The organism is Microbulbifer marinus (genome assembly GCF_900107725.1).
GTDB classification, from domain to species: domain Bacteria; phylum Pseudomonadota; class Gammaproteobacteria; order Pseudomonadales; family Cellvibrionaceae; genus Microbulbifer; species Microbulbifer marinus.
Genome location: NZ_FNQO01000002.1, coordinates 315,112 through 328,527, shown reverse-complemented (window position 1 = coordinate 328,527; position 13,416 = coordinate 315,112). Strand labels below are relative to the sequence as shown.

Sequence of the window (13,416 nt, the reverse complement as noted above, 5' to 3'; positions counted from 1 at the left end):
GGTACAGTGCTGTTCTCGCTTGTATATGGTTGTATATACAAGATGCTGCTTACTATGGTCGCCCCCGGGGTGACTGTCAAGCCGGTCGGACGGCCAGCTGTGCTGCCCGGCGAGAAACCCATTCGGTCTACTGACCGAACGTCTATGGTTAGAACAAGGAAAACCGCGCCGCCCTGACACCTGACAAGGTCGTCCTGCGCGCAAGCGCCGGTAATTAAGAGTGCCTATGACAGAACGCTGCGATCTGCTGATTACCAATGTCCATGCGGCCACCATGGATCCATCCATCGCCGGCGGCTACGGTGCCGTCGAGGATGCCGCTGTGGCGGTTACCGGGGGCAAGATTGTGTGGTTGGGACCGCGCAAGGAACTGCCGGACTGTGCGCCGGATGCCACCCTGGACGGCGAAGGCCAGTGGCTGACGCCGGGCCTGATCGACTGCCATACCCACCTCGTTTACGGCGGCCACCGCGCGTCGGAATTCGCCCGCCGTCTCGGTGGTGAAAGCTATGAGGAGGTCGCGCGCTCCGGCGGTGGCATCCTTTCCACTGTGCGCGCGACCCGCGCCGCCAGTGCCGAGCAGTTGTATCGTGCCGCCGAACCGCGCCTGCAGGCACTGATGTCAGAGGGCGCAACCACTATCGAAGTGAAATCCGGTTACGGCCTCGACCTGGACACGGAACTGAAACAGCTGCGTACCGCGCGCCGCCTGGCCCAGCACCACCCGGTGGCAATCACCACCACCTGCCTGGCCGCCCACGCGCTGCCGCCGGAATACGACGGCCGCCCGGACGAGTATATCGATCTGGTGTGTGAGGAAATTCTGCCGGCGGTGGCCAAGGAGCAGTTGGCGGATGCCGTGGATATGTTCTGCGAATCCATCGCTTTTTCGGTCGAGCAGTGCCAGCGCGTGATCGACTGCGCGCAGAAGCTGGACCTGCCGGTAAAAGTGCATGCGGAGCAGCTGGCGCGCACCGGCGCCACGGCGATGGCGGCCAGGTCCAGTGCCTTGTCAGTCGATCACATCGAATACATTACCGACGCAGACGTGGCAGCCATGGCCGAGAGTGGCACCGTCGCGGTGCTGCTGCCTGGCGCCTTCTACACGCTGCGCGAAACGCAGATGCCGCCGATCGACAAGCTGCGCGCGTCGGGCGTGTGTATGGCGCTGTCCACCGACCTGAACCCGGGCAGCTGCCCGATCGCGTCGCTACGCCTGATGATGAATATGGGCTGCAACCTGTTCGGCCTGACGCCCGCCGAAGCGCTCGCTGGCGTGACTCGCTCGGCGGCGCGGGCGCTGGGGCTGTGCTGTTCCCGCGGCGTGCTGCGCCCGGGATTGCGCGCCGATATGGTGTTGTGGCCGATGGAAACCCCCGACCAGCTGGCCTACGAGGTAGGCGCGCTGAAACCGGCGCAGATTTTCTTCGCTGGTAGAACAGTAGGAGGCAGAGATGTTACAGCTGGCTGATATGCACTTGTGGAGCGGCCGCACCGATACCGAAGACGGCAAGGCCGGCGAGCGCTGGCACCAGCGCATCACGCCGCTGCAACTGGATAGCGAACCCGGCCTGGCAATTCTCGGCTTCGTCTCCGACGAGGGCGTGCGCCGCAATAAGGGCCGTATCGGTGCGGCCAAAGGGCCGCGCATCCTTCGTCTGGCGATGGCCAGCCTGCCCGCAACTTTCGACGCGCCGCTGTACGATGCCGGCAATGTGAAAGTCGAGAGAGAGGACCTGGAATCCGGCCAGTCTCTGCTCGGTGCGCGTATTACGGAACTGCTGAATGGCGGCCACTTTCCGCTGGTGCTCGGTGGCGGTCACGAAATTGCGTTCGGCAGCTACCAGGGTATTGCGCGCTGGATGCGCGAACAGCAGCGGGACAAGACACTTGGCATTATCAACTTCGATGCCCACCTGGATCTGCGTATCCCGGCACCCAAGGGTTCATCCGGCACTCCCTTTTACCAGATCTCCGAGCAGTGCGAGCTCAACGGCCGCCCGTTCAATTACCTCTGCGTCGGGGCCGCCGACCATGCCAATACGCCGGCCCTGTACAACCGCGCCGACGAGCTGGGCGCCAAGGTGATCCGCGACCGCGAAATCACCAGCTGGAATCTGGACAATGTGCAGGCGCAGATCCGCGAATTTATCGACGGCGTGGACTTCGTTTATCTGACCATCTGCCTGGACGTATTCCCGGCGGCGATAATGCCGGCGGTCAGTGCCCCGGCCGGTCGCGGCGTGCCACTGGAACTGTTCGAGCCGCTGCTGGATACGGTGCTGGATTCGAATAAGGTCTGTCTCGCCGATATGGCGGAGTTCAATCCCTATTTCGATATCGAGGATCACGCCGCACGCACGGCAGCACGGATTGGTTTTCAGATTGCCAATGGCGTCGCGGACAAGGCTTAACGGCAACGCCGCGCAACGCTCGCTGCGGCACTTTCCTGCTTTTTTGCCTGTGTCAGGGTGGCTCAGGAAACAGTCTCCATCTCCTGCGTTATCAAAACCCTGTGCATGTTCAGGCGTTACGGCATCGGAAAACCTATCTTTTGCGTGTTGATCGGTAAATGGTTTCTTTGGAGTACTGCCCCGGTGCCTATACGCCGATCGGTCCTCGATGCGGCATTGATAATCTTGGTTGGATCGAAGTATTCGATGATGTTCATAAGGCCACTTGTCCCGGGTTCCCCAGCCCAGCTTGTGGTGCTGACAGCTGCTCGCGAGTGCCCGGTTCAGGTGGAAATATGCAGGCGCACATCCACATTGCCGCGGGTCGCGTGGGAGTAGGGGCAGACTTCCTCGTGGGCGCGATTGACCAGCTTTTCGGCGACCTCCCGATCGAGCCCTGGCAGGCTGACAAATAGGTCGATATCGAGGCCAAAGCCTTTTCCGTCATTGATCGGGCCGATGCCCACCTCACCGCGCACGCTGGTGTCTTCCGGCACCTCGACCTTTTCCTTGCCGGCGACAAATTTGATCGCGCCGATAAAGCAGGCGGAGTAACCCGCCGCGAACAGCTGTTCTGGATTGGTGGCGTCGCCGCCCGGGCCGCCCAATTCCTTTGGCGTCCTGAGTTTCACGTCCAGGATGCCATCCGAAGATTTGGCCTGGCCATCACGGCCCCCGGTGGCGGTGGCCACGGCTTTGTAGAGTACTTTCATGACAGTGCCCTCGTTGACTGATGCTGTAGTCTAGAAGCGATTCGCGGTTGCTGCGCGAGCTCGCACTTGCGGCGTGGACCGACGCCTGCTCGTGTGACATTTTTATGCAGACCAGCGCAGGGAGTCGACGCGATATATGCAACTTGTTGCATAGTCGTGTGGAGGGCGCTAAGGTTGACCGACAACAACAATAGCGACGAGAGCCCCCATGGCGAATTCCACCGACAAGGCGCGCACTGCGCCCAAACCGAGCCGCCTGCGTGTCGGCCGGCGCTACCGTTCCTCCCGCCTCGAGGGCCCCTATGACGCCGTCGTGATCGGTTCCGGCATCGGCGGGCTGACCACTGCGGCCATGCTGAGCGCCAGCGGCAAAAAGGTGCTGGTACTGGAACAGCACTACACCGCCGGCGGTTTTACCCATGCCTACGACCGCAACGGCTACGAGTGGGATGTCGGCGTCCACTATATCGGCGACGTCGGCGAGCACCCGACGATGACCCGCCAGCTGTTCGATTTCCTCTCTGCCGGCAAGCTGCAGTGGGCGCCGATGGATCAGACCTACGATCGCATCTGCATCGGCGGCGAGCAGTACGATCTGCGCGCCGGGCGCGACGAATTTGTCGCGGAAATGGTGCGGCGCTTCCCCGGCGAAGAACGCACTATCGAGGAATACCTGCGGCGGGTGAATGCGGTGGCCAAGGCGATGCCGCTGCTGACGATGGAAAAGCTGCTGCCGCGCTGGTGCGGCCCGGCGATCAGGCTGTGGCGCAAACTGCATGAACCCGCCTGGCTGAACAAGACCACCTATGAAGTGTTGCGCGAACTCACTGGCAACGAAAAACTGATTGCCGTACTGACCGGTCAGTGGGGCGACAACGGCATGACGCCGAAGACCGGCAGTTTCATCATCCACGCGCTGATCGTGAAGCACTACCTGTATGGCGGTTACTACCCGGTCGGCGGCGCCAGCCAGATTGCGGAAACGATCATCCCGCAGATTCAATCCGGCGGTGGCGAGGTGTTCACCTACGCGCAGGTGGAAACCATCCTGCTCGACGGTAACCGGGTGCGTGGCGTGCGCATGGCCGACGGCACCGAAATCGAAGCGCCGTTGGTGATTTCTGGCGCGGGCGTGTTCAATACCTTTGAGCGACTGCTGCCGCAGAGCGCCAGCGAGCGCGCCGGTTACAGCCATGACCTGCAAACGGTGCGGCCGTCGATGGCCCACATCTGCCTGTATATCGGACTGCAGAAAACGGCGGAAGAGCTGGGGCTACCGAAGACCAACTACTGGCTGTACCCGAGTGCGGACTACGAGAGCGAGGTGCAGAAATTCCTCGCCGACAGCGAAGCGGAAATCCCCCTCGTCTATATTTCCTTCCCGTCCGCCAAGGACCCGAGTTTCAGCCAGCGCTATCCCGGCCGCGCGACCATCGAAATCGTCGCACCGGCCAAATACGAATGGTTTGCCGAGTGGCACGACAAGCCCTGGGGCAAGCGCGGCGAGGACTACGAGCTGCTCAAGGAAAAGTACAGCCAGCGCCTGCTCGAACACCTGTACAAGCACTTCCCGCAGCTGCGCGGCCAGATCGATTACTGTGAATTGTCCACACCGCTGTCGACCGACTATTTCTGCTTCTATCCCCGTGGTGAAATCTACGGACTGGACCACGACCCGAACCGTTTCGAACAGCGCTGGCTGCGACCGCAGACCCGCATCGGCGGCCTGTACCTGACCGGCCAGGATGTCATGAGCTGCGGCGTCGCCGGTGCCATGTTTGCCGGTCTGGTTACTGCGCAGAGTATCCTCGGTCTGCAAAAAGGGCTACCACTGCTGCGCAAAATATTTGCTGCCTCCAAAGGCTCGAGTAAAGCTGCGAACCGCTCTGGGCAAGTGCAGGGATCTATCTAGTAACCCACTTTTTCTCGCCAATGCATCGACGCATTATCGTGTGGGTGCATGGCGGTTCTGTCACGCCAAGAATCGCCGGCCAACAACCAACTTGTACTCTACAGACTGCCACGCCAAAAAAGGTTTCCAGCGCCGCTTGGTGGAGGTGACACATCCCAACCCCCTGTCTATCTGACCTCCATAGCTGGCAAGTGACCAAACCCTGGCCGAGATTTCGGCCCCCGCGACTAATATTTTGGCCGCTTGGTAAAAACCAGGAAAAAAGAAATAAATCAATGAATTACGAGGGGACTAAAAAACGGGATATGAGCCGTGAGGCTGCTTTCGCTAGTTGGTACTAAAAGGGTTAACTTCAGAAAACCTTGACCGGCCGTGAGTTTGGAATAATTCTTACGGGATTTAGATTCAGGAATATGAGTCGCTGGAATATGTTACCTGACGACTACGATACACATTTTAGCGATTCATGGAGGAAAGAATGTTCAGTTCGAATTTCGGACTTATACATACTTTATGCGCGGTTATTGCGATAGTAATCGGTGGGCTAGTAGTTCTTTTGAGAAAAGGTACGAAACAGCATAAAGTCCTAGGCTACATATTTTTTAGCGCCATGGTAATAATGAATTTAACAGCGCTTTTCACTAAGTCAATATATTCTTTCGGACCTTATCACTTGATGGCAATCGGGTCACTTGCATTCGCTACGGGTGGTGTGTCGGCACCAGTGCTTTTTCGAAAGAGCCGGAACTGGTTAAGAATACACTACGATCTCATGCTATGGTCCTATGTTGGACTAATCGCAGCAATGTTCTCGGAAATCGCCGTACGGGTTCCAGCTGTGGGTATAGTGATAGGCGGGGGCACCTTATTCTGGATCTTAGTAATTGCGTGTAGCGTCGCTACATTCGTCGTTGGCGGACACATGATAAGCAGTCACCGCCGAGCCAATTTTGAACCGCGTCACTAACAATGCCAAGCACTTCGCCCAGTAGAGCTGTAGCGGGACCTCGTAATACTCGGCGCGTGTTGGCGACGTTATGTATCCGAGCTACATCAAGGAAGAATTATGAATAATCTAGCTACCATTGTTTCAATTGTGCTGTGTCTCTTCGTAGGCAATGCGTATGCCCAATCTCAGATGCCGGCGCCAACTAGCGCTGGTCCTAACATGAACATGCTTGTTCCTATGCTCAAGGCACAGCTAGAAGCGCTCGGTAATCCTGAGCTCTTGGAGGCGCAAGCAAAATATTTCAGAGAGTTGTATTTATCCCTAAAAAAACAGGGATTCACTGAAGAGCAGGCAATGCAAATAGTGGTGGCCCTGGCCTCATCACGGAATTCCAAGTAAGTGCCGCATCAATACATAACAATCACAGGCAGTGAAGCTGCGGCCTTCGGCCGCCCCTGTTGTGGGCATTAGCTGTACTTAACAAGTTATTTTTTGCCATCAGAACAAGATCAGCTAAAAGTCATAATGACGTCACGTAGTTTGAAACTAGTCTAGTTAAATTGACAGATTGTTCAATCAAATTTAAGAGAAGTTAAATGATCCGTTGATTTCAAAATAAAGATAAAGAGCGGCCCACTGTAAGCGCTGATCTTACCTTGCATGAGGCTTGTTAATAACAGGAGTGTTAATATGACCATCAAATTAAAAGTTAAGAGCTTACTCACTGTCGCACTATTAAGCAGTTTCGGTAGCTTTACCGCGGCAAGCGCCGAAGAAAATAATGGCCCCTCACCGGAGGCTAATGCCGCTGAGGCCGTACTCTCATTCAGAGATGTTCCCTATCTCGACAAAGCCTTTATCGATACAGCGCCGGCGGACAGGAAAGACGGGATTGTCGTGGGCGAATTAGGCATTGATGGCGGCAATAAAAACATGCTTATCAAGCTGGCTCAGGAGATCGCTGACGGTAAGCACGGTAACTTCGACAGCCTGCTGATCGCCCATAAAGGCAAGCTCTTATTTGAATCCTATTATTTACGCGGTCGCATCAACCTGCCCCATCCGCAAGCGTCAGCGACTAAAGCCTACACCGGCTTGGCGCTTGGCCGCGCAATCCAGTTGGGTTATCTGACCATGGCCGATTTAGACAAGCCGTTGGTTAGCTTTCTCAAAGACCTGGACCCAAAAAAATTTGTTGAGGGAGCAGAACAAGTCACGCTCCACAAGGCATTGACTATGCGGGGAGGGCTCCGCATCAGTAAAGAACAGAGAGAAGAATTTGAGAAAAATCCAAACAAATTGAAAGGACAGCGCCAAGTTCAGGCCCTTCTAGAGCATAGCGCGCCTATTACCTTAGAGTCTCAGAGCTTTTCATATGGAAACTTTAATCCACCTTTGGTGATGCAAGTCATTGACGCCGTTGTGCCGGGGACGGCCCAGGAATTCATCAAAAATGAACTTCTCGAAAAAATGGGCATCACGAATTATCACTGGCGAACTGCCGATAGTGGCCTGCCAGAAGCTGGCTGGCGCGTGAGTATGACATCACGCGCTATGGTCAAGTGGGGAATCCTGGCTATGAACAAAGGAAAATGGAATGGCGAACAGCTCATTCCAGAAGCCTTTGTCGACAAAGCAACCAACAGGATCATCTATACCGGTGATGATGACGTCTTCGGCGGCGGCAAAGATGTCTCTAATCAGGGGTACGGTTATTTCTGGTGGACTGCAGATTTGAAATATGGCAACAAAAGCTACTTCAGCGCATCTGCTCAGGGTGGTGGTGGCCAGTATATCATTCTGATCGAGGAGCTTGATCTGATGGTAATGGTTACTGCGCATGATAGAGATAACAGTACCCTCCAAATAACCGCAGAGAGGATCCTGCCAGCTTTTATCTAACAAGATTCATGTGAACCAGAAAACGACTCTCACTGATAAACAGCTAACAAAGCGTTGCAGGCGACTCCCAAAGCTATGCACCTTTTTTTGTGTAGCTCGCTGCGCTCACGTTTTACACAAAACGGTGCGGCGCTTCAGTAGTCCCTGACGCGGCGTTAACTGCAAGATGAAATCGCCTAGCCGGTGGCCAATACCACCAGTTAGGCGACCGATTACCATCGCTTGCGCAAACGAATCAGACGTATTGTGGCCCGCTATCGCACGGCCAATGACGACAGGGTGACACCACTATGGCAGACATAAGCGGCCAAGCCCGGGACAATTACCGGGTTTTTTACCCGATCACCACTCGCTGGATGGACAACGATATCTACGGCCATGTAAACAATGTGACCTATTACTCCTATTTCGACAGCGCAGTAAATCGCTACCTGATCGAAGATGGGGGCCTGGATATTCACGATGCGCCGGTAGTCGGTTTTGTCGTGAACTCCAGTTGTGACTACCGCGCGCCAATCGCCTATCCACAAGAGATAGAGGCGGGGCTCAGGGTCGAGAAAATGGGTAACAGCTCCGTCACTTACGGCGTGGGGATTTTCCGGCGCTGCGAGGAATCAGCCTGCGCATTTGGCCGCTTCACCCATGTATTCGTCGAGCGGGCGACCAACCGGTCGGTGCCGATTCCGCCGTCAATACGCCGCGCGCTGAACGCGATACTGGTCGGGGCTGAATAGCGGCAGGTTGAGAGCGCTCAGGACGCACCGGCTTGCGCCCGCCTAGCGCTTACGGTCAAATGCGCGATTCTTTGCTGCCGTCTACCGGATGTGAACTGCTAACCGAACCGGTTACCCGTCACGGGCGCGAACGGCCAGCGGTAAAGGTCTTTGGCATTGGAGAGTTGAGGTGCGCAGGTACTGTCCGCCAACGGAGCCGTTTCTTTCGGTCATATACAGCGATGAAGCGCTGCTGGTGTTGGACAAGCCCTGCGGCCTGCTCAGCGTGCCGGGGCGCGACCCGGCCCATCGCGACAGCCTCGCAACCCGCGCACAAGAGCGCTTCTCCGAGGCCCTGATCGTACACCGGCTGGATATGGACACGTCCGGCCTGCTGGTCATGGCGCGCAGCCCTGAGGTGCACCGCAAGCTCAGTGCGCAGTTCCAGAGCCGGCAGGTAGAGAAAGCCTATGTGGCGAAGGTGTGGGGTGAGCTGACTGAGGATTGCGGCGAGATTGATCTGCCGCTGATCTGCGACTGGCCGAACCGGCCGCGCCAGAAAGTGGACTTCGAGGTGGGCAAGCCGTCGCTGACACGCTGGCAGAAGATTTCCACCGCGGCAGGCTGCAGCCTGGTCAGGCTGAAGCCGGTGACCGGCCGCTCGCACCAGCTGCGCGTACATATGGAGGCTATCGGCCACCCGATCCTGGGCGACCCTTTTTATGCGCACCGGCGGGCGCTGGTGGCGGCACCGCGGCTGTTACTGCACGCGACCGAGTTGGCGTTTACCCACCCGGAGACCGGCGAACGGCTGCGTTTCACGAGTACGCCGGATCCGGAATGGTTTCAATAAAAAGGGCGATCTGTTGATCGCCCTTTTTACTGTTACTTCTTGTCTTTGTTCATTGCCGCTGCAAGCAGGTCACCCATGCTGCCGCGACCATTGCCCTGGCCGCCCTGTTGCTGGCGGTTGCGGTTGTTGTGTTTCTGCGCCTGGCGGCTCTCGCGGTGGTCGCCCTTCTTGACGCCGCCGCTGCCCTGTTCGCCGGGTTCATCGGACAGGCGCATGGACAGGCCGATACGCTTGCGCGCCACGTCCACTTCCATGACCTTCACCTTGACGATATCGCCGGCTTTGACCACCTCGTGCGGGTCTTTGACGAATTTCTCCGACAGCGCGGAGATGTGCACCAGGCCGTCCTGATGTACGCCGATATCGACGAAGGCACCGAAGTTGGTGACGTTGGTGACGGTACCTTCCAGCACCATGGCCGGGCGCAGGTCCTTGATCTCTTCCACGCCCTCCTCGAATTTCGCAGTGCGGAATTCCGGGCGCGGGTCGCGGCCGGGCTTTTCCAGCTCGGCGATGATGTCGGTCACTGTCGGCACACCGAATTTCTCGTCGGTGTAGTCGGCCGGATTCAGCTTGCGCAGGAAGGCGGAATCGCCGATCAGGCTGTTGATCTCGCGGCCGTTCTTCTCGGCAATGCGCTTCACCACCACGTAGGCTTCCGGGTGCACACCGGACTTGTCCAGCGGGTTCTCACCGTTGTTGATACGCAGGAAGCCGGCGGCCTGTTCGAAGGCCTTGGGCCCGAGGCGCGGTACTTCCTTAAGCTGTGCGCGACTTTTGAAGGCGCCGTGCTCGTCGCGATAGCTGACAATGTTGTTGGCGATGGACGCGCTGAGGCCGGACACGCGGGACAGCAGCGGCGCGGAGGCGGAGTTCAGCTCGGCACCAACACCGTTCACACAGTCTTCGACCACGGCATCTAGTGAGCGCGCCAGCTGGGTCTGGGACACATCGTGCTGATACTGGCCGACACCGATGGATTTGGGGTCGATCTTCACCAGTTCGGCCAGCGGATCCTGCAGGCGGCGTGCGATGGAAATAGCGCCGCGGATGGTCACGTCCAGATCCGGGAATTCCCGCGCGGCAAATTCGGAGGCGGAGTACACCGAGGCACCGGCCTCGTTGACCATCACCTTCTGTGCGCCCAGTTTGTATTGCTTGATGGTCTCGCCGACGAACTTGTCGGTCTCGCGGCTGCCGGTGCCGTTACCGATCGCGATCAGGCCGACATTGTGCTTGCTGCACAGGGCGGCGATCACGGCCGCGGCTTCCTGCGCGCGGTTCTGTGGTGGCGTTGGGTAAATGGTGGCGTGGTCGAGGATTTTGCCGGTGGCATCCACCACCGCCACTTTGACGCCGGTGCGCAGGCCCGGGTCCAGGCCGATGGTGGCTTTCTGGCCCGCCGGCGCTGCCAGCAGCAGGTCCTTCAGGTTGCGGGAGAAGACCTTGATGGCCTCTTCTTCCGCTTTCTCTCGCAGCTCGCCCATCAGATCGGTTTCCAGCGCGGTGAGCAGCTTGATACGCCAGGTCCAGCGCACCACTTCTCCCAGCCATTTGTCCGCCGGTCGGCCCTGGTCTTCGACGCCGACATGCTTGGCGATCATCGTCTCGCACGGGTGGCTGGCGGTGGCAGCCCTCTCCTCGTCACCTTCCAGGCCGATATTGATACCGAGGATACCCTCGTTGCGACCGCGGAAGATGGCCAGCGCGCGGTGGGATGGCACCTTGGACCAGTCCTCTGCGTACTCGAAGTAGTCGCGGAACTTGGCGCCTTCCTCTTCCTTGCCGTCCAGCAGCTTGGACTTGACCTGGCCGTCACGCTTGAGGAAATCGCGCAGTTTGCCCAGCAGTTCTGCGTCTTCGGCGAAGCGCTCCATCAGGATGAACTTAGCGCCATCGAGGGCGGCCTTGATGTCCTTCACGTGCAGGGAGGCGTCTTCGTTGTCGGTGTTCAGGTACTTCTGCGCCTCTTCCTCCGGATTCAGCGACGGATCGTTGAACAGCGCATCGGCCAGCGGTTCGAGCCCCGCCTCGATGGCGATCTGGCCCTTGGTGCGGCGCTTGGGCTTGTATGGCAGGTAGAGGTCTTCGAGGCGGTTCTTGGTATCGGCGGCATTGATCTGCTGCGCCAGTTCCGGCGTAAGTTTGCCCTGTTCGTCGATGCTCTTGAGGATGGTCGCGCGGCGGTCTTCCAGTTCGCGCAGGTAGCGCAGGCGCTCCTCCAGGTTGCGCAGCTGGGTGTCATCCAGGGCGCCGGTGACCTCCTTGCGGTAGCGGGAGATGAACGGCACGGTCGCGCCCTCGTCCAGCAGCGCCACGGCGGCGGCTACCTGTTGCGGGCGTACATTGAGTTCTTCGGCGATTCGAACGTTGATATCCAACATCTTATTTTTTACATCCGTTCTGCGGGGGCTTCATACGTCTCGGGGGCGGCCGTCAGCGGCAAACTGACCGGCCGGTTTCCGCGGCTTCGGTCGGCCGGCGGCTGTTCCCGAGTCGGCAAATTCGGCCGGGCATTATGCGTCAGCCGGGCGCGACGAGAAAGGTTTGCGATGAAGCGCAAGCCTGTGCGGTGGTTTGCATCCAAAACGGCACCTTTCGTCGTCGAACTCCAGTAGAATGCGCAACTAGTCAAATTTTGATCAAATCAGGTCGTTTACCGGTAGAGGGTGTCTGTGAAAATTTCCAAGAAAAACAAGCTGCTGGGCATTGTTGTTCTGGCAGGTGTCGCTGCCATTGGGTTGACGTTGGGCCTGGCGCCGAAACCTGAGGAAAAAGTCACTGAGGCGGCGGTGCCGCCGGTGGCCGATGTGCTCTACGCCGAACCCGGTCGCCAGACGCTGCTGGTGCCGAGCCAGGGCACCGTACACGCGCGCCATGAGATCGAAGTGGTAGCCCGTGTCGGCGGCGTGATCGAACAGGTCAACGACGCCTTCGTGCCCGGCGGCTTCTTCGGCTCCGGCGAGTCACTGGTGCAGATTGAGTCCGCCGACTACGCCCACCAGCTGACCCGTGCGGAAGCGCAGCTGGCCAATGCAGAATCCACGCTGGCCCAGGAACAGGGCCGCGCCAAGCAGGCCAAGCGCGAGTGGCGCGACCTGGGTTCCTCCACCGCCAACGCCCTGTTCCTGCGCAAGCCGCAACTCTCCGCTGCCGAGGCTGCCGTGGCCGCGGCGCGCGCCGATCGCGACCAGGCCAAGCTGGACCTGGAGCGCACCCGGGTCAAGGCACCCTTCGCCGGCCGGGTCGTGGAGACCTTCGTCGACCTGGGGCAGTACGTCACCCCCGGCACGCGCCTGGCAAAAATTCACAGCACCGGCGTTGCCGAAGTGCGCCTGCCGCTGACCGACCGCCAGCTGGCACTGGTGGACCTGCCGCTGGGGCAGTCGATCGAGAATGGCCCCGCCGTGCGCCTCTCCGCGCGTATTGCCGGCCAGCAGCGCGAGTGGCGCGGCACCATCGTGCGCACCGAGGCCAGTATCGATCCCAACAGTCGCTTCGTCTACGCGGTGGCTCAGGTACAGAACCCCTATCAGGGTGCGGCGCCGCTGGTGAACGGCCTGTTCGTCGAGGCGGATATCGCCGGTAAGACTTTCGACAACATCACCCGCCTGCCGCGCCAGGCCCTGCACGAGGGCGACCACCTGCTGGTGCTGGACGCGGAAAACAAGCTGGTATTCAAGGATGTGCAGCTGCTGCAGGCGGTGGAAGAGGACGTCTGGGTGCGCGGTGATATCGCTCCGGGCGAGCGCGTGATCGTGTCGAGCCTCGGCTATTCCCGGGAGGGCATGGTAATCACTGCCAACCCACTGAACGAAAAGCCCACCGGCATGCTGCTCGGGGATGAGAGTGAAGCCGTCGCTGCCGATAAGGTCGCCGATGCGACCGGTAATGGCGCCGCGATACAGGGAGCGCGCTGAT

At 58.8% G+C, this 13,416-nt stretch carries 11 protein-coding genes; 9 read left to right on the top strand and 2 right to left on the bottom strand.

Features of this window, described 5'->3' with window-relative positions; all coding sequences use genetic code 11:
- Positions 1–226 precede the first annotated feature (226 nt).
- Together hutI and hutG are read left to right on the top strand one after the other, a co-directional pair.
- Positions 227–1,471 carry an imidazolonepropionase gene (gene hutI / locus BLW36_RS09270; RefSeq protein ID WP_091387552.1) on the top strand — a complete coding sequence of 415 codons (1,245 nt, stop codon included), beginning with the start codon at positions 227–229 and terminating at the stop codon, positions 1,469–1,471.
- Positions 1,455–2,414, top strand: coding sequence for a formimidoylglutamase (gene hutG / locus BLW36_RS09265; RefSeq protein WP_091387551.1), 960 nt, complete (start codon positions 1,455–1,457; stop codon positions 2,412–2,414). The genes hutI and hutG overlap by 17 nt, the downstream gene beginning before the upstream one ends.
- A gap of 323 nt (positions 2,415–2,737) precedes the next feature.
- Here hutG and BLW36_RS09260 read toward each other — a convergent pair whose 3' ends face one another.
- Positions 2,738–3,166: an organic hydroperoxide resistance protein gene (locus BLW36_RS09260; protein ID WP_091387549.1), complete on the bottom strand. Its 429-nt coding sequence runs from the start codon at positions 3,164–3,166 to the stop codon at positions 2,738–2,740.
- Positions 3,167–3,374: 208 nt separating this feature from the next.
- Here BLW36_RS09260 and BLW36_RS09255 point away from each other — a divergent pair, with 208 nt between their 5' ends.
- The 6 genes from BLW36_RS09255 to BLW36_RS09230 all read left to right on the top strand — a co-directional run bounded on the left by BLW36_RS09255 (position 3,375) and on the right by BLW36_RS09230 (position 9,495).
- A complete protein-coding gene (locus BLW36_RS09255; RefSeq protein WP_091387547.1) occupies positions 3,375–5,078 on the top strand; it encodes a phytoene desaturase family protein in 1,704 nt (567 codons plus the stop codon).
- Between the two features lie 466 nt (positions 5,079–5,544).
- The gene (locus tag BLW36_RS17685; RefSeq protein WP_091387545.1) at positions 5,545–6,045 is read left to right on the top strand and encodes a DUF2306 domain-containing protein; all 501 of its coding nucleotides are present in this window, start codon (positions 5,545–5,547) and stop codon (positions 6,043–6,045) included.
- A gap of 99 nt (positions 6,046–6,144) precedes the next feature.
- The gene (locus BLW36_RS09245) at positions 6,145–6,426 is read left to right on the top strand and encodes a hypothetical protein (protein WP_091387543.1); all 282 of its coding nucleotides are present in this window, start codon (positions 6,145–6,147) and stop codon (positions 6,424–6,426) included.
- A 291-nt stretch (positions 6,427–6,717) separates the two neighbouring features.
- A complete protein-coding gene (locus BLW36_RS09240; protein WP_091387541.1) occupies positions 6,718–7,929 on the top strand; it encodes a serine hydrolase domain-containing protein in 1,212 nt (403 codons plus the stop codon).
- Positions 7,930–8,219: 290 nt separating this feature from the next.
- Positions 8,220–8,663: an acyl-CoA thioesterase gene (locus BLW36_RS09235; RefSeq protein WP_091387539.1), complete on the top strand. Its 444-nt coding sequence runs from the start codon at positions 8,220–8,222 to the stop codon at positions 8,661–8,663.
- Between the two features lie 169 nt (positions 8,664–8,832).
- Entirely contained in the window at positions 8,833–9,495 is a 663-nt protein-coding gene (locus BLW36_RS09230) for an RluA family pseudouridine synthase (protein WP_091387537.1), read from the top strand.
- Between the two features lie 32 nt (positions 9,496–9,527).
- Here BLW36_RS09230 and BLW36_RS09225 read toward each other — a convergent pair whose 3' ends face one another.
- Positions 9,528–11,879, bottom strand: a complete 2,352-nt coding sequence (locus tag BLW36_RS09225; protein WP_091387535.1) for a Tex family protein — start codon at positions 11,877–11,879, stop codon at positions 9,528–9,530.
- Positions 11,880–12,170: 291 nt separating this feature from the next.
- Between BLW36_RS09225 and BLW36_RS09220 the strand changes: the two genes are divergently transcribed.
- A complete protein-coding gene (locus BLW36_RS09220; RefSeq protein WP_091387533.1) occupies positions 12,171–13,415 on the top strand; it encodes an efflux RND transporter periplasmic adaptor subunit in 1,245 nt (414 codons plus the stop codon).
- The last annotated feature ends 1 nt before the right edge of the window (position 13,416 follow it).

Excerpts from the sequence above, each read along its gene's own strand:
- hutI (WP_091387552.1), top strand. The coding sequence starts at position 227 with ATGACAGAACGCTGCGATCTGCTGATTACCAATGTCCATGCGGCCACC.
- hutG (WP_091387551.1), top strand. The coding sequence starts at position 1,455 with ATGTTACAGCTGGCTGATATGCACTTGTGGAGCGGCCGCACCGATACC.
- BLW36_RS09260 (WP_091387549.1), bottom strand. The coding sequence starts at position 3,166 with ATGAAAGTACTCTACAAAGCCGTGGCCACCGCCACCGGGGGCCGTGAT.
- BLW36_RS09255 (WP_091387547.1), top strand. The coding sequence starts at position 3,375 with ATGGCGAATTCCACCGACAAGGCGCGCACTGCGCCCAAACCGAGCCGC.
- BLW36_RS17685 (WP_091387545.1), top strand. The coding sequence starts at position 5,545 with ATGGAGGAAAGAATGTTCAGTTCGAATTTCGGACTTATACATACTTTA.
- BLW36_RS09245 (WP_091387543.1), top strand. The coding sequence starts at position 6,145 with ATGAATAATCTAGCTACCATTGTTTCAATTGTGCTGTGTCTCTTCGTA.
- BLW36_RS09240 (WP_091387541.1), top strand. The coding sequence starts at position 6,718 with ATGACCATCAAATTAAAAGTTAAGAGCTTACTCACTGTCGCACTATTA.
- BLW36_RS09235 (WP_091387539.1), top strand. The coding sequence starts at position 8,220 with ATGGCAGACATAAGCGGCCAAGCCCGGGACAATTACCGGGTTTTTTAC.
- BLW36_RS09225 (WP_091387535.1), bottom strand. The coding sequence starts at position 11,879 with ATGTTGGATATCAACGTTCGAATCGCCGAAGAACTCAATGTACGCCCG.